Source organism: Caulobacter flavus, from assembly GCF_003722335.1.
Taxonomy (GTDB): domain Bacteria; phylum Pseudomonadota; class Alphaproteobacteria; order Caulobacterales; family Caulobacteraceae; genus Caulobacter; species Caulobacter flavus.
In genome coordinates this window covers 2186865-2202897 of record NZ_CP026100.1, presented here as the reverse complement: position 1 = coordinate 2202897, position 16033 = coordinate 2186865, and the positions used below count along the sequence as shown (strand labels likewise).

Below are 16033 nucleotides of genomic sequence, written 5' to 3'. Positions count from 1 at the left end.
CCAGCCCTTCTGCAACGATCCAGCGACCTTCAGGCATGGCGCCAAGCGGGGGTTTGAGCGTTTCGACGGGCGCCCGCGCACCCCATATGCCGGCAAGACCACCGCTTGCAGCAAAGAGTCCGCCATGCAGATCCTGATCGTCCTCACCTCGCACGACACCCTCGGCGACACCGGCAAGAAGACCGGCTTCTGGCTCGAGGAGCTGGCCGCGCCCTACTACGTGTTCAAGGACGCCGGCGCGCAGCTGGTCCTGGCCTCGCCCAAGGGCGGCCAGCCGCCGCTCGATCCCAAGAGCGACCTGCCCGACTTCCAGACCGACATGACCCGCCGCTTCCAGGCCGACGAGGCCGCGCTGGAGGCCCTGGCCCGGACCGTTCCGCTGGCCGACGTGAACGCCGCCGACTTCGACGCGGTCTTCTATCCCGGCGGGCACGGCCCGCTGTGGGACCTGGCGGAATCGCCCGTCTCCGCCGCGCTGATCGAGGCCTTCGACCGCGCCGGCAAGCCCCAGGCCCTGGTCTGTCACGCACCGGGCGTCCTGCGCCACGTCAAGGCCGCCGACGGCCGTCCGCTGGTGGCCGGCCGCAAGGTCACCGGCTTCACCAACGGCGAGGAGGACGCCGTCGAGCTGACGAATATCGTGCCGTTCCTGGTCGAGGACATGCTCAAGGCGAGCGGCGGCCTCTACGAAAAGGGCCCCGACTGGGCGCCTCACGTGGTCGAGGACGGCAGCCTGATCACCGGCCAGAACCCCGCCAGCAGCGAGGCCGCCGCCCACGCCCTGGTCAAGCGCCTGGCCGGGGCCTGAAGCCCCCCAGAATCCGCCCCCCCCCGCGAAAGCGGGGGTCCAGGCTTTTCGTCCTAGAGCGCCGCGCGTTTCGGAAAACACCTGGGTCCCCGCTTTCGCGGGGATTTTACGGAAGGGGAACCATCACCCCTGCTCGCTGCGCGCCCGCACCTGCGCCAGCGTGTGGTCGACCAGCAACGCGCCGTCCTCCCACACCGTGACCATGGCGTCCTCCCAGCCCTCGGGCGCGGCCTCGTCCTCGCCGACGGCCACCGTGCGGTAGTCGCCGGCCGCGTTCCGCTGCAGCATCAGCCGTCCGGCCTTGGAACGCTTGCCCGGGTCGGTGACCGGGTTCTTGCTGACGTCGATCCAGGCGCCGTCGACCTTGGCGGCCGAGCACTTCAGGGCGAAGCGCTGGGTGTCGCGGTCCAGCTGCTGCAGCAAACCACCGCCCATGCCGAAGGCCAGGTTCTCGGCGCTGAAGCCGTCGGCGATCACCCGCTCCAGGATCGCGGCGATGCTGACCGGATTGACCCCGTCGCCCTGGATCACCCGCACGTGGTTCAGCAGCTTGTAGCCCTTGGCGTTGACCGTGCTGCCGAAGGCCTCGTCCAGGCGCCGCAGGGTTTCGGCGACGATGGCGACAGGATCGCCGGAGTCCGGGCGGATCACCACGGTCGCGCCGCTGGCGATCACCTCGTCGCGCAGTTCCCGGCCCCAGATGCGGCTGATCGCGTCGAACAGGTCGTAGCTGTCGGACACCACCGAGAACAGCGCGCCGGGCTTGCCGAACTGCCTAAGCATGTTGCGATAGGCGTCGGCCTCGCGCTCGCGGCCCCAGCTGGTGATGGTGCTGTGCTCGGCGGCCGGGATGGAGAAGGCGGCCATCGGCTCGTTGTACCAGGCCCGGCCCGCCTGCACGGCCGCCAGGGTGTCGCTGCCCAGGAAGTTGACGAGGTGGGCCAGGCCGCCGATCGCCGCGCTCGCCTTGCTGGAGACGCCCCGCGCCCCGAAGTCGTGCAGCTTGAACGGCAGCTGGCCTTCGGGATCGTCGCTGGTCTTCTCCAGCGCCGCGCGGATCGTCTGCTTGACGCCCCAGCTGGTGGTCGCGACGGTCACCGGATACCAGACCCGCAGCAGCAGGGTCTCCAGGTACGACGGCAGCCAGAAGCACTCGGGATCGGTGTTCTCGATGGTCATCAGCGCCTGGTGGACGGGGACCACCGTCCCCTCCGGCACGGCGCGGATGCGCACCGGCAGGCGGCCGCCGTGGACGTCGACGATCCGCCGCCAGCCGGCCTCGTTGAAGGGCTCGCCGTGGGCGGCCAGCAGCTGCGCCGCCTCGTCGACCATGGCGTGGGTCACCGGAGCGGCCAGCGCCGTCTTCAGGATCGCCTGCAGGCCGAAGAAGACCGTGCGGTCGTAGCGCCCGCCCCGGCTCTCCACATAGGAGAAGGCGCCGGTCGTGCCGGGCGGATACTGCAGCCAGTGGCTGGCCTTGTAGCTGTCGGTGTCGAGGATCAGGTTGTCGAACATCGCGGAAGCTCCTTCACGCGGGATCACCGTCCCGTCTTTCGGGTCGGATCTGGAAACGGCGTCAGGCGCCGACGAAGTGTTCGAGGATGTGGAAGTGGTCCTCGAAGAACTGTTCCTCCATCAGCAGCGCCTCGCTGACGGGGACCCAGCGCGCCTGCTCGGCGTCGTCGGAGCCCTTCACGCGCGGCAGGGCGCCGGCGGGGAAGTCGAAGTGGAAGGCGTGGGTGATCGTGCGGCCGCGCAGCGAGCGGTCCGGGTGATCGAACACCCGGCTGGCCCTGATCGAGCCGCGCAGCACGGCCGGAGGGATCTTCACCCTGGTCTCCTCCTGCAGCTCGCGGATCGCCGCCTCCTGCACGGTCTCGCCCTGGTTCACGAAGCCGCCCGGCAAGGCCCAGAGCCCCCGCCCCGGCTCGGCCCGGCGGCGCACCAGCAGCACGTGGCCCGAATGGACCACCACCGCGTCGGCGGTGACGAAGGTCGGCGCGTAGGGCGCGGCGGCCCAGGCCTGGCGATAGGTCTTGATGAAGGCGAGCTCGCGGGCCAGCTGGGCGTAGGCGGGCGAACCGTCGCGGAACGCCGTCAGCATCTCGAACACCGGGCCGGGCACGTTGGCCTCCACCAGCCGCAGGCCCCCGGCCTCGCCGGTCAGCAGCCAGTCGCGCAGCTCGGTGGCCGACAGCACCTCGGCGTGCTGCACGTCGACCAGTTCCCATTGCGGGAACGCGGCGAGATAGGCGGCGGTGGAGTCGTCCTTGTTGCGGCCGATCAGCCCGACCTTGGCCTCTTCGCCCGCGCCGTCCCGAGCCACGGCCTCGGCGACGATCCGCTGCACGTCGCCGACCCACAGGGTCTCGCCGTAGAGGCGGTCGCGCAGCGGCTCGACGATCAGTCGCGCGGCGTCCTCGCCGGCGGCGGCGCGGATCATCACCGCCCGTTCGGCGGCGTTGAAGGGATTGCGGACGGTGCGGGGCTGGCCGGCGCTGCCGGTCAGGACGATCACCTTGCGCGCCAGGCGCAGGGCGTGCCGCAACACGGCGGCGTGGCCGTTGTGGAACGGCTGGAAGCGTCCGATCAGGACGAGATAGTCGAAGCGCATGAGACTCCCTCACGCCGATGTCCGCCGCCGGTCTATCCGGCGACATGGGTTATGCTAACTTTGAGCAAAAGCAGCTGTCAACCACCGATCCGGAAGAAGTTCTCATCGCGCCCGCGCTACGGGGCGGCCGTGACGACCACCTGATCAGCCTTCCCCGGCGCGGCGGAGAACGCGACCGTCCCGGCCACGGTCTTGAGCACGAAGCGGCCGTCCGCCTGACGTTCCAGCGTCGTCGTCTCGACCTCGCGGCCGCCGGCGAACGAGGCGACCCGCGCCTTGTCGCCCTGCCAGCCGGCGAAGCGGTACTCGATCTGCAGGTCGGCCGGAATGTCGACCGACCGCAGTTCGAAGACCGGCGCATGGGTATAGTCGAAGCTGCCCGAGGCGGGGCTGAACTGGGTCCAGAGCCAGGGGTTCATGCGGGTCGGCGCGATGGCCGCCACGCCCGTGCCGCTACGCAGCAGGCAGATGTTGTCGCGCTTGCCGCCCACCGCCTTGGGCAGGAAGCACCACAGCTCCGACGGCTCTCCCACGCCGCGCCCGCTGAACGAGCGGAAGGTTCCGGCATAGTATCCCGGCGCGCCGGCCGGAGCCTGCACGCCCTTCACCGTGATGCTGAAGCCGAGCACGTCCTCGGTCAGTTGGGCGGTGTGCCTGTAGCGATAGGCGGACCGGATCAGCGTCCCGCCCTTGCCGACCGGCTGGCTGGCGATGGCGGCCGGACCGACCGCGGTGATGACGCCGGAGAACGGAACGCCGGCATCGCCCGCCCTCTGGGCTGGCGTCAGGGTCGGCGCGGCGTTGAGCGGCGCGGTCGGCACGCTGCCGCAAGCGGCCAATCCAAGCAGAACGACGGCCATAGCGCCGCCCAGGAACACAGTCTTCATCGACGCCACCCCCAGTGGAGCGACGATGTGATTTTCACGCGACCGTTTCGTCAAGCCTCTTGGCGCCGCCGATCGGGAACGACCGCGTCAGAAACCGTAGAGCGCCGCATATTCGGCGTCCTTGGCGGCGATCTGGCGGGCGCAGTCGACCATCACCCTGGCCTGCTTCCAGGTGGCGTCGTCCTGCATCTTGCCGTCGATCATCGCCACGCCCGAGCCGTCGGGCATGGCCTCCAGGATGCGCCGGGCGAAGGCCACCTCGGCCGGGTCGGGGCTGAACACCCTCTTGGCGATGGCGATCTGGCTGGGATGCAGGCTCCAGGCTCCCGCGCAGCCCATCAGGAAGGCGTTGCGGAACTGCTGCTCGCAGGCGACCGGATCGTCGATCGCCCCGAACGGACCGTAGAACGGCTTGATGCCGTGGGCCGCGCAGGCGTCGACCATCTTGGCGAAGGTGTAGTGCCAGAGGTCCTGCTGGATGGAGACGCGGGGTGATCCGTCCGCATGCGGATCTTCGATCACCCGATAGCCGGGATGACCGCCGCCGACCCGGGTCGTCTTCATCGCCCGGCTGGCGGCCAGATCGGCCGGCCCCAGCGAGATCCCCTGCATGCGCGGGCTGGCGCCGGCGATCTGCTCGACGTTCATCACCCCTTCCGCCGTCTCCAGGATGGCGTGCAGCAGGATGGGCCGGGTGACGCCGTGCTTGGCCTCCAGCGAGGCCAGGAGCTGGTCGATGTAGAAGATGTCCCACGGTCCCTCGACCTTGGGGACCATGATGACGTCGATCGCCTCGCCGGCCTTCTCGACCAGGGTCGCCACCTCGTCGAGGTGCCAGGGCGAGTTGAGGCAGTTGATCCGCACCCACAGCCCCACGCCCAGGGCCTTGAAGCCGACCTCGCGCGACATCGCGATCGTCCCGGCCAGGGCCGCGCCCTTGGCGTCGGCGGGGATGGCGTCCTCCAGATTGGCCAGGATCACGTCGACCGTGGGCGCGATCTCGCCGACCTTGGCCCGCACCTTCTCCAGGTGCGGCGGCACGAAGTGGATCATCCGCTCGACGCGGGCGGGAAGCTCGCGCCACGGCGCCGGCGCGCCGATGGCCAGGGGTTTGAAGAAGCCTCGGGCGGTCTTCATGCGCGTCTTCCCTAGGTGCTTATTTCGCAGTTGCGAGAAGACTGCGGCGCGGGCGCGAGGGGGTCAAGGGTGGCGTGGGGGAAGGGTTGGGGATGGGGTGACTGCTGAGCCGGCGATACGCCCAGCATCAACCGTCGTAGACACCCCCACCCCACCCCTGCCCTTTCCCTACCATCAAGGGGGAGGGGTTCTGGAGGGCGGCGGCGCCTCGTCGGGATCCTCGCGGCCGAGTTCCTCGGCGGCGTCGTTCTGCGAGACGTGCGCGGCGGCCTTGCCGCGCCCCTTGCGCGCCGCGCGCGGCTCCAGGCGCAGGGCGGCGCGGGCGTCCTCGCCCTCCTCGCCGAACAGCCCGCGCAGCCGCACGTCGCGCTGCGGATAGGGTATCTCGATCCCGGCCTCGCGCAGGGCGTCGTCGATGGCCCAGGTATAGGCCGCGAAGATCGCCGCCGGCCGGCGCACCGCCTCCACGGTCGGCCAGACGATCAGCTCGAACTTCAGGGCGTGGTCGCCATAGCCGACCAGCCACACCTGGGTGCGACGCACGGCGTCGTCGGCGCTGGTGAAGGGCACGCTGCGGGCCGCCTTCAGCACCGCCTCGCGCACCCTTTCCTTGTCCACCCCGAAGGCGGTGACGAACGGCACGCGGATTCGGCGGGTGGTGTTGCGCAGGGTCCAGTTGACCACCTGGTCGTTGACCAGCACCGAGTTGGGCACAATGACGTCAGTGGCGTCGTTGGTGCGGATGCGCGTGGCGCGGGGGCCGATCTCGTGCACCACCCCGCGCGCGCCGTTCGACAGCTCGACGAAGTCGCCCACGGCGATCAGCCGCTCGAACACCAGGCTGACGCCCGAGGCGAAGTCCTTGATCACCCCCTGCAGGCCCAGGCCAACGCCGACGCCCACGGCCCCGGCGAACACCGTCAGCGAGGTTAGGTCGATGCCCATGGTCGACAGGCCGGCCAACAGGCCCACCAGAACCAGGCCGTAGGTGGTCAGCTTCTCGACGATATAGAGCGAGGAGGCGTTGTCGGCCGCCCGCGCCCGCAGGCGCCGAAGTCCCGCCGCCGCCAGCCGCGCGGCCAGCAGGGCGGCGATGACGATGACGATGCCGGCCCCCAAGCCCCCCACCGTGATCGCCGACTTGCCCAGCTTGACCAGCTCGAGGGCGTCCAGGCGTTGCAGGGGATTGTCGCTCATGGAGCGGAGTTTGAGCGCGGGCGGACGGCGGGTTCAAGCCCCCGGCGCCGCAGACCCCCTCCGGCCCTTCGGCCACCTCCCCCAACGGGGGAGGATCTTCGGCCCCAGATGCTCCCCCTCTGGGGGAGCTGTCGCGGAGCGACTGAGGGGGTTGGCGCAGCCGCTAACGCCCCACCATCGCCAACCCGGCCTCGGCGTAGCGCGCGCCCTCGACTTCCGTCTCCGGCACCGCCGCGGCGATCCGCGCCAGGTCCTCGGCCGACAGCGTCACGTCCACCGCGCCGATGTTCTCCCGCAGGCGCGCGACCTTGGTCGTGCCCGGGATCGGGGCGATGTCGGGCCCTTGCGCCAGCAGCCAGGCCAGGGCCAGCTGGGCCGGGGTCACGCCCTTCTCGGCGGCCAGCTCGACCAGCGCCTCGACCAGCGACTGGTTCTTGGCGATCGCCTCGCCCTGGAAGCGCGGCAGGGTCGAGCGGAAGTCGTCCTTGCCGAAACCGTCGCCGGCCTTGATCGCGCCGGTCAGGAAGCCCCGGCCCAGCGGGCTGTAGGGCACCAGGCCGATGCCCAGTTCACGGATGGCCGGCAGCACCTCGGCTTCGATCCCGCGCGTCCACAGCGAATACTCGCTCTGCAGGGCCGCCACCGGCTGCACCGCCTGGGCCTTGCGGATCGTGGCCGCGCCGGCCTCCGAGAGGCCGAAGTGCTTGACCTTGCCCTCGGCGATCAGGTCCCTGACGGTTCCGGCCACGTCCTCGATCGGCACGTTCGGATCGACGCGGTGCTGGTAGAAGAGGTCGATCACCTCGACGCCCAGGCGCTTGAGCGAGGCCTCGGCCACGGCGCGGATGTTGTCGGGCCGCGAGTTGACGCCGCGCATGCGGGCCACGCCCGCCTCGTCGGGGGCGATGTCGAAGCCGAACTTGGTGGCGATCACCACCTTGTCGCGGAAGGGCTTGAGGCCCTCGCCGACCAGTTCCTCGTTCACGTAGGGTCCATAGACCTCGGCGGTGTCGAAGAAGGTGACGCCCAGGTCCACGGCCTTGGCCATCAGGTCGAACATCGCCTGCTTGTCGGGCGCGGGCCCATAGGCCCAGCTCATGCCCATGCAGCCGAGACCGAGGGCCGAGACTTCGAGGCCGTCGCCGAGTTTGCGCGTCTTCATGGGCAGCTCCTTGTTGCGGAATTTCGGCCGCGGCCTCGCCGCGACGACGGGGAGATGGGTCCGGCGGAACCAGACGATAACCGCTTGCGGTCTCAACGCACTCCTGAGCATCTCTCAGCAATGTCCACCCGCCCCCTGCCCGACCTCGCCGTCTTCGCCCTGGTCGCCGAGCGTCGCAGCTTCCGCGCCGCCGCCCAGGTGCTGGGCGTAACCGCCTCGGCCCTCAGCCACACGATCCGCAACCTCGAGGCCCGCCTCGACGTGCGGCTGCTCAACCGCACCACCCGCAGCGTCGCCCCCACCGAGGCGGGCGAGCGGCTGCTGGCGCGGCTGGGTCCGGCCCTGGCCGACATCGACGCGGCGCTGGACGAGGTGGCGATGTTCCGCGACCGGCCGGCCGGCCGCCTGCGCATCAACGTCGCCAGCACGGCCGCCCGCATGCTGCTGGCCCCGCGCCTGGGCGGCTTCATGAACGCCTATCCCGACGTGCGGGTAGAGATCGTCTGCGAGGACGCCCTGGCCGACATCGTCGCCGGCGGCTTCGACTGCGGCGTGCGACTGGGCGAGCGGCTGCAGGCCGACATGATCGCCGTGCCACTGGGCGGCGAGCTGTCCCAGGCCCTGGTCGCCACGCCCGACTACATCGCCCGCCACGGCGCGCCCACCCAGCCGGAAGACCTGATGACCGGCCACCGCTGCCTGCTGGTGCGCCGCGCCTCGGGCCAGCCCTATCCGTGGGAGTTCGAGCGCAAGGGCCGGCTCGTCGTCGTCACGCCGCCGCCGGCCCTGCTCACCGACAACGGCTTGGTCATGCTGGAGGCCTGCCGGGCCGGCGCGGGCCTGGCCTTCCCGTTCCGCGAAGCCGTCGCCGACGACATCGCGCAGGGGCGCCTGGTCTCGCTGCTGGAAGACTGGTGCGAGCCCTTCCCCGGCTTCTTCCTCTACTACCCCAGCCGCCGCCAGCTCTCCCCAGCCCTGCGGGCGTTCATCGACTGGATGCGGGCGTGACACCTTCGGCCCTCCGGGCCACCTCCCCCAGAGGGGGATCGCCTCACCACGAAAAATCCCCTCGACCCTGTCGGCTCGGCGGGCGTTCCATCGTCCTTGGCAGGACGCGGCCGCCACGGACCGCGAGGAGGAAACGCCATGCCGAAGATCTCGCCGTTCCTGTGGTTCGACAAGGAGGCCCTGGAGGCCGCCGAGTTCTACGTCTCGATCTTCCCCAATTCACGGATCGTCTCGGTCAACCGCTATCCGCAGGACGTGCCGCCGCCGGCCGGTCCGGGCGGCTCGGTGTCGACGGTCTATTTCGAGCTCGACGGCCAGCCCCACGTGGCGCTGAACGGCGGGCCGCACTTCAAGTTCACCGAGGCCATCTCGCTGTCGATCGACTGCGACGGCCAGGCCGAGGTCGACCGGTATTGGGACGGCCTGCTGGCCGGCGGCGGCACGCCCTCGCAGTGCGGCTGGCTGAAGGACCGCTACGGTCTGTCCTGGCAGGTCACGCCGCGACAGCTGATCGAGCTGACCACCGGCCCGGACAAGGCCGTCGCCGGCCGCGTCTTCGCCGCCATGATGACCATGAGCAAGATCGACGTGCCCACGCTGGAAAAGGCCGCGCGCGGCGAATGAGCCGGCGGCCGCTTAGGCCGCCGCGGGCTCGCGCAGCCAGGCCTCGACCTTGGCGTAGAGCAGGTCCTTCTGGATCGGCTTGGCCACGTGGTCGACCATGCCGGCCTCGCGGCACTGGGCGATCTGCTGGGGCAGCGCGTCGGCGCTCATGGCGATGATCGGCACGGCCGACGCCGCGCCCGGCAGGGCCCGGATGGCGCGCGTGGCGGTCAGGCCGTCCATGCCCGGCATGTGGATGTCCATCAGCACTACGTCGAAGCCGCCGCCACGCGCCATGTCGACCGCCTCCTGGCCGTTCTGCGCGGTGACCACCTCGCAGCCGGCCAGGCCCAGGAAGGCGCCGCCGATCTCACGGTTCATCGGATGGTCGTCGACCAGCAGGATGCGCGCGGCGGCGATCCGCCCGCCCGCCGCGACAACCGCGCGGGGCGCGGCCTCGCACGGTTGCGCCATCAGTTCGATCCAGAAGGTCGAGCCCTGGTCCTGGTTGGCGGTCATGCCGATGCGCCCGTCCATCAGCTCGACCAGCGCCTTGCTGATCGCCAGGCCCAGGCCCGCGCCGCCGAAGGCCCGGGTCACCGAGCTGTCGCCCTGGCTGAAGCGCTGGAACAGCCGGTCGCGCAGCTGCGGCGGCACGCCGATGCCGGTGTCGACGATCTCGACGCGCAGGCGGTCGGCGCCCTCGCCCGGCGTCACGGCCAGTCTTGCGGTCACCCGCCCGGCGGGCGTGAACTTCACGGCGTTGTTGAGCAGGTTCAGCAGCACCTGGCGCAGGCGATCGGCGTCCAGGCCATGATGACCAGCAGTGTCGCCCTCGACCTGGATCTCCACCGCCAAGCCCTTGGCCCGGGCGTCCTGGGCGACGATGGCCACGGCGTCGCGCAAGACCGCCTCCGCGCGCGCGGGCTCGACCTGCAGCTCCACCCGGCCGGCCTCGACGCGCGAGAAGTCGAGCACGTCGTTGACCAGGGTCAGCAGCGCCCCGCCGGCGCCGTCGATCAGACCGACATGGCGGCGCGCGTCGGGCGCCAGATCGTCACGGTCGGCCAGCAGGCGGGTGAAGCCCAGCACGCTGTTCAGCGGCGTGCGGATCTCGTGGCTCATGGTGGCCAGGAACTCGGTCTTGGCCTGGCTGGCCGCCTGGGCGCGAGCCTGGGCCTTGCGGGCCAGGGCCTGGCGACGCACCAGCAGCAGCTTGAGGCGCTGCTGGTCAGCCAGGGCCAGGGCCGCGGCCAGGCAGGTGAACAGCAGCGCGCTGACCAGGAACTGCAGGGCGTGCATGCGCTCGGACGCCTGGGCCCGCGTCGCGGCCTCGGCCACGATGCCCAGCACGCTCAGCGGCGCGGCGATGGCGGCCACGATCACCGTCGTCCAGGCCGCGCCCTTGGGTCCCAGCCGGAAGGCCACCAGCACGCCGGCCGGGAACACCAGGAACGGCAGGGTGTGGCCCGGCCGTCCGAACGCGATCAACGCCGCGACGGCGACCATCACGTAGCAGGCGATCTTCTCCCAGACCGGCCGCTCGAAGCCGCGCTGGATGCGCGGGTCGAACAGGATCAGGGCGACCGGCAGGCCGGCCGTCATGCCCAGGGCGTTGATGAACAGCCAGTTCTTCAGCAGCACCGGCAGCGAGACGTGCAGCATCGGCGCGCTGGCGAAGGCGCCGATCACGGCCAGCACCGCGGTGATCGGCAGGGCCAGGCCCACCACCCGCAGGGCCTGGGCCAGGTTCTTGAGACGCGGCGGACCGCCGAAGGCCTTGCGCAGCACCACCGCGATCAGCGCCGCCTCGATGGTGTCCAGCACCGTGAACAGCGCCGTCATCGCCGGCGCCGTGCCGCCCAGGCGGTCTAGCAGCACGTGGGCGACGGTGGTGGCCGCCAGCAGGATCAGGCCGCGGCGCGGCGTCAGCAGCACCATCCCGCCGGCCAGCAGGCCGTTGCAGGGCCACAGGGTGGCCATGCCAGACGGCCCCCGCGTCAGCAGATCGCAATAGGCGATGGTCACGGCGTAGGCGACGATCAACGCCAGCAGCAGGCGCGTCTGGCGCGCGTCGCCCTCGAACCGTTTCAAACCTGCCATACGCGTACTCGCGATCCCCTCGTCCCCCGACGAAATCGCGGGCAGGATCGCGCCCAACCCCGGCTAAACGGTTAAGACGAGACGGGAATTTCTCGCGACGAGCGCGATCAGGCCTTCTTGACGAACTCGGTGCGCAGCACGAGGCCCTTCACCTTGTCGACATTGGCCTCGATCTCGTCGGGGTCGCCGGTCAGGCGGATCTTCTTGACCAGGGTTCCGCGCTTGAGGGTCACGCCGCCCGAGCCCTTGACCTTCAGGTCCTTGATCAGGGTGACGTTGTCGCCGTCGGCCAGGATCGCGCCGTTGGAGTCGCGGGTTTCGTCGGACATGGAAAGGCTCCTCGGCCTCGCCTCGGCGAAGCCCACACATAAAGTATGGGCTTCTTAGAGCGCGTCGGACGAAAGTCCAGGCGGTTTCCGCCAGACCTACTTGGCCCGGCCCAGGCACGGCGCGCCGTCCGGCCCCGTCGCGCCGGCGCAGACCCGCTGGGCCAGCATCGACTCCTTGCTCTCGACCAGGGTCTTGGACCCGTCCTTGGCCCGCACCAGCGTGAAGGCGTCGTAGAGCTTGCCGCTGGCGGTGTAGGCGGAGAAGCCCAGCTTGTCGGCCGCCACGTCGACCACCTGGTAGAACTCGGTGTCGGCGGCGACCTTGTCGGGCTGGGTCAGGGCGCGGTCGTTCAGCGCGTACATCTTCGAGCCGACCACCGACACCACGTAGACAGGCCCCTGCGGCCGGCCGGCGGCGTGGCGGCGCGCCGCGTCGGCCTTGCCGGCCTCGCTGGTCAGGCGGGCGTAGCAGTGGTCGTGGCCCTGCAGCACCAGGTCGACCTTGCGGGCCTCGAACACCGGCTTCCAGGCGGCCTTCAGCTTCTCGGTGTCGTTGGGCCGCGCGCAGGTGAAGATCGGCTGGTGGAAGGTGACGACGTTCCACTTGGCTTTGCTGGCGGCCAGGGTCTGGTCCAGCCAGCGGGTCTGGGCGTCCAGCGACCCGAGGTCGAGGGCGGCGGTGCCGTCCAGGATGATGAACCGAACGCCCTGATAGTCGACATAGTAGGTCGTCTGCTTCACGGGCTCGGCGCCGTTGGCCGGCAGCGCGAACTGCAGCGGCCAGTAGGGTCCCAGCTTGCGGCTCTCGGTCCCGTCGGGCTTGGCCACGTCGACATATTCGTGGTTGCCGGTCGCCGGCAGCTGCGGAACGGTCGAGAAGTTGTAGGCGCCGGCCGCCGTCCACTCGCCCCACTCGTCGTCGTGGTCCAGGTCGTCGCGCTGGGCCACCAGGTCGCCGGCGTGCAGCACCAGGGCCGGCGAGGCGGTCGAATGGAAGCCCTGGCGGATCACCCGCGAGCCGATCGGCAGGATGCCGTTCTGGGTGTCGCCAAGATAGAGGAAGCGGAACGGCCGGAACGTCGCCGCGGCGGTATGGAACTGCAGCCACTCGCTCCAGCCGTCGGCGCCCTTCACGCGGTAGACATAGGCCGTGTCGGGCGACAGGCCGGTCAGGCGCGCCTGATGGTAAAGCGCCGGGCCGTTGGCGCTGTCGATCGCCTGGGTGGTCCCCTCCAGGGTCTTGGCGCGGAAGGCCAGGCTGGGACCGTCGATGGCCGGAGCCAGCTGGATCTCGGCGCTCGCCTGGCGCGGATCGGTGCGCCAGGCCACGGCCATCTCGCGCGAGGGATCGGCGCCCGCCGTCAGCACGATGCGGTCCGGCAGGCCCTTGGGCTTGAACGGCAGGCCGGGCGAGCGCGGGACCGGCTGCGCGGCCTCCTGGGCCAGGGCCAAGGTCGGGACGCCGAGCGCCGCCGGCAGCGCCATCAGGCACAGCGTCGCCGCGCCGATCAGCAGTTTCCGAAAGCCCATGATTTTCCCTCCGCCGACTGACGACCCAAGCGCGCCGTTCGAGGCGGTACCTGCCTGGCTTCCATGACAGATTGACGAAGGTCGAGAGGCTTTTCGGCGGAGGCTAGTCCTTGCGGCCCAGCGGGTGCTTGGTGCGCACCACCTCGGCCAGATGCTCGCCGGCCACGTGGGTGTAGATCTGGGTGGTGCCGATGTCGGCGTGGCCCAGCAGGGTCTGGATCACCCGCAGGTCGGCCCCGCCCTCCAGCAGGTGGGTGGCGAAGGCGTGGCGCAGCACGTGCGGGCTGACCTTCTCGCGGTCGATCCCGGCCGCGATCGCCGCATCCTCGAGCAGCTGCGAGACCCGCCGCGCCGTCAGCCGCCCGCCCTTGCCGCGCGAAGGGAACAGCCAGGGACTGTCCTTCGAGCCCTTTGGCAGAAATTGCAGCCTTCCCTCGAGATAGGCCTTCACTGCGGCGCGAGCGGCGTCGTTCAGCGGGGCCAGCCGCTCCTTGCCGCCCTTGCCCTTGACCATCAGGAAGGCGGGATCGCGCGCCAGGGCCGACAGCGGCAGGGCCAGCAGTTCCGAGATCCGCAGGCCCGAGGCGTAGAGCAGCTCGATGATGCACGACAGGCGCAGGCCCTGGGCGCCGTCCTTGGCCGAGGCGGCCGCCAGCAAGGCGTCGATCTCGGCCCGCGACAGCACCTTGGGCAGCGGCCGCCCCGCCTTGGGCGCGACCACGCGTCGCGACGGGTCGTCGGTGCGCCAGCCCTCGCCCAGCGCGAAGCGATAGAACTGCCGCACCGCCGAGCGACGCCGCGCCGCCGTCGCCGGCGACAGGCCGCGCGCGCCCAGGTCCTGGAAATAGGCCTCGACGGCTTCCGCGTCGGCGGCGTCGAGATCATTGCCCGTGCGCCCCAGGAAACCCCGGGCGTCGGCCAGGTCCTTCTCGTAGGCGCGCAGGGTGTTGGCGGCGGCCGCGCGCTCGACCGCCATCATCTCCAGGAAGGCTTCGACCCAGCCCTCTGACTTGCCGCCCGTTCCTGGGCCGCTCATTTCTTCTTCGGCGCCGGCTTGGCGGCGGGCTTGGGCGGGGCCGGCGGCGCGGGCAGCAGGCCCTCGACCGCCAGGGCGCGGGCGTCGGCGGAAAGTCCGGCGCGGTTCAGGGCCGCGACGATGCGGGCGCGGTCGGCGGCGGACGGACCCGCGACTCCGGCTTCGGCGGCGACTGACAGGGCCAGCACGGCGGCCTCGCCCTTGCGACCGGCGGCGGCCGCGCTGTCCAGCAGAGCCAGCCGCGCGGCCGAGGCAGTCGACTTGCCGCCGTCGAAGCCGGCGAAGGTCGCGCGGTCCTCGGGACTCAGCGCCCCGCCCAGGGCCTGCAGCACCACGGCCGCCGGCTGGGCCGGAGACTTGGCCCCGCCGCTCGCGCCCAGTTCCACCAGGCGATCCAGCGCCTGGTCGGTCGAGCCGCCGGAGGCCGCCGCCAGGGCGGCGTCGAACAGGGCCAGGTCCTGATTGCCGACGCCGGGGATGGCGTCGCCGGTCATCTTGCCCCGGATGGCCTGGGCGGTCTTGACGTCCCCGGCCGCCAGGGCCGCGCGCAGGAACAGGCCCGGATCGGTGATCGGCGCGTCGGCGGCGACCATGGCCGCGATCAGCGCCCCGGCGGCGCGGGCGGCGGCGGCGAAGTCGGCGCCTGGCTTGGCGCTCTTCAGGAAGGCCCAGTCGGCCGCCTGCGCGGCCGCCAGGTCCGCGGCCGGCGGCGCCAGCACGGCCCGGGTCGCCGGAGTGGCCGTGGCCGCGGCGGCCTGGAGGTCGAGCCCCAGTTTCCGCGACAGGGCGTAGTTGATCCCGGTGCGCAGGCTGGCGCCGCCGGTCGGCGCCGCGCCCGAAAGCAGGGCCGGCATCAGCCGGGCGTAGTCGGCGTCCTTTCCCTGCTGTTGGGCGAGGTTGAAGGTCAGCTGGGCCTCGGCGGTCTGGCCCGCGCGCGCCTGGCAGAAGGCCCGCAGGCGCAGCCAGTAGCCGGCCCCGCGATCCACGCCCAGGGCGTCGGCCACGGCGCAGGCGCGATCGTCGTCGCCGGCGATCAGGCTGGCCTCGGCCGCGGCCATGGCCAGGGCGGCGTTCTGGTCCAGGCCCGGCGTGCGGTCCATCACCCGCTTGGCGCCGGCCGCGTCGCCCAGGGCGATCAGGGCCAGCCCCCGCGCGCCGCCCATTTCCGGATCGTCGCCCACGCCGGCCGGGGCGCGCGCGCCCGTGGCCAGCACCCGCCGGGCGAAGTCGGCGAAGGCCGGCGACAGCGGCTTGGTCGCCAATTTCGGCAGGGTCTCGCGCATCAGGCCCGGCGAGGCGTCGTTCCACAGGTCGCCCGGCAGGCCGGTGTCGGCGGCCGGGTTGGAGAACAGGTCGGGCGGCGCCAGCGTGCTGACGGCCACCTCCTGGGCATGGGCGGCGGCGGCGAGAACGGAAACGGCGGCGGCGAGCGCCAGCGGGGAACGCGGGGAGAAGGCCATGACCCCCACTATGGCAAGGAAGCGCGGCAGGCAGAAGACGGTTGGAGGGCGATCGCGCGGCGAAAGGGCGTAACCGTGGTCGTCCATAAAAACTTGCGGGCGGCCGGGTTTGGGTCCACAGCGCGACTTGTGCCGCTTACCTAGCGTGAGCTTGAGCCC

General features: G+C 71.3%; 14 protein-coding genes. 3 read left to right on the top strand and 11 right to left on the bottom strand.

The annotated features are described in order from the left end of the window. The first annotated feature begins 124 nt into the window (after positions 1-124). Entirely contained in the window at positions 125-808 is a 684-nt protein-coding gene (locus C1707_RS10220) for a type 1 glutamine amidotransferase domain-containing protein (protein WP_101715009.1), read from the top strand. A gap of 123 nt (positions 809-931) precedes the next feature. Here the strand turns inward: C1707_RS10220 and C1707_RS10215 are convergent, their stop codons facing one another. The 6 genes from C1707_RS10215 to C1707_RS10190 all read right to left on the bottom strand — a co-directional run bounded on the left by C1707_RS10215 (position 932) and on the right by C1707_RS10190 (position 7805). After that, complete coding sequence (locus C1707_RS10215; RefSeq protein ID WP_101715008.1) at positions 932-2323, bottom strand: nicotinate phosphoribosyltransferase; 1392 nt, start codon at positions 2321-2323, stop codon at positions 932-934. Between the two features lie 61 nt (positions 2324-2384). Next, positions 2385-3422, bottom strand: coding sequence for a bifunctional nicotinamide-nucleotide adenylyltransferase/Nudix hydroxylase (locus tag C1707_RS10210; protein WP_101715007.1), 1038 nt, complete (start codon positions 3420-3422; stop codon positions 2385-2387). 116 nt (positions 3423-3538) lie between these two features. Next, on the bottom strand, positions 3539-4309 hold the full coding sequence (locus C1707_RS10205) for a hypothetical protein (RefSeq protein WP_101715006.1): 771 nt from the start codon (positions 4307-4309) through the stop codon (positions 3539-3541). Between the two features lie 87 nt (positions 4310-4396). Beyond that, positions 4397-5446, bottom strand: a complete 1050-nt coding sequence (locus C1707_RS10200) for an HpcH/HpaI aldolase/citrate lyase family protein (RefSeq protein ID WP_101715005.1) — start codon at positions 5444-5446, stop codon at positions 4397-4399. A 174-nt stretch (positions 5447-5620) separates the two neighbouring features. Next, positions 5621-6643 carry a mechanosensitive ion channel family protein gene (locus tag C1707_RS10195; RefSeq protein WP_101715004.1) on the bottom strand — a complete coding sequence of 341 codons (1023 nt, stop codon included), beginning with the start codon at positions 6641-6643 and terminating at the stop codon, positions 5621-5623. Between the two features lie 163 nt (positions 6644-6806). Further along, the gene (locus C1707_RS10190) at positions 6807-7805 is read right to left on the bottom strand and encodes an aldo/keto reductase (protein ID WP_101715003.1); all 999 of its coding nucleotides are present in this window, start codon (positions 7803-7805) and stop codon (positions 6807-6809) included. A gap of 120 nt (positions 7806-7925) precedes the next feature. Between C1707_RS10190 and C1707_RS10185 the strand changes: the two genes are divergently transcribed. Continuing rightward, on the top strand, positions 7926-8813 hold the full coding sequence (locus tag C1707_RS10185; RefSeq protein WP_101715002.1) for a LysR family transcriptional regulator: 888 nt from the start codon (positions 7926-7928) through the stop codon (positions 8811-8813). A 138-nt stretch (positions 8814-8951) separates the two neighbouring features. Then, entirely contained in the window at positions 8952-9437 is a 486-nt protein-coding gene (locus tag C1707_RS10180) for a VOC family protein (protein ID WP_101715001.1), read from the top strand. A gap of 12 nt (positions 9438-9449) precedes the next feature. Here the strand turns inward: C1707_RS10180 and C1707_RS10175 are convergent, their stop codons facing one another. From C1707_RS10175 to C1707_RS10155, 5 genes are all read right to left on the bottom strand, one after another. After that, positions 9450-11519, bottom strand: a complete 2070-nt coding sequence (locus C1707_RS10175; RefSeq protein WP_101715000.1) for a hybrid sensor histidine kinase/response regulator — start codon at positions 11517-11519, stop codon at positions 9450-9452. Positions 11520-11626: 107 nt separating this feature from the next. After that, complete coding sequence (locus C1707_RS10170) at positions 11627-11848, bottom strand: alkylphosphonate utilization protein (protein ID WP_058349252.1); 222 nt, start codon at positions 11846-11848, stop codon at positions 11627-11629. A 96-nt stretch (positions 11849-11944) separates the two neighbouring features. Then, entirely contained in the window at positions 11945-13378 is a 1434-nt protein-coding gene (locus C1707_RS10165; RefSeq protein ID WP_240633902.1) for a purple acid phosphatase family protein, read from the bottom strand. Positions 13379-13481: 103 nt separating this feature from the next. Next, the gene (locus tag C1707_RS10160) at positions 13482-14414 is read right to left on the bottom strand and encodes a site-specific tyrosine recombinase XerD (RefSeq protein ID WP_101714999.1); all 933 of its coding nucleotides are present in this window, start codon (positions 14412-14414) and stop codon (positions 13482-13484) included. Further along, positions 14411-15874, bottom strand: a complete 1464-nt coding sequence (locus C1707_RS10155) for a hypothetical protein (protein ID WP_101715130.1) — start codon at positions 15872-15874, stop codon at positions 14411-14413. The genes C1707_RS10160 and C1707_RS10155 overlap by 4 nt, the downstream gene beginning before the upstream one ends. Positions 15875-16033: the final 159 nt, after the last annotated feature.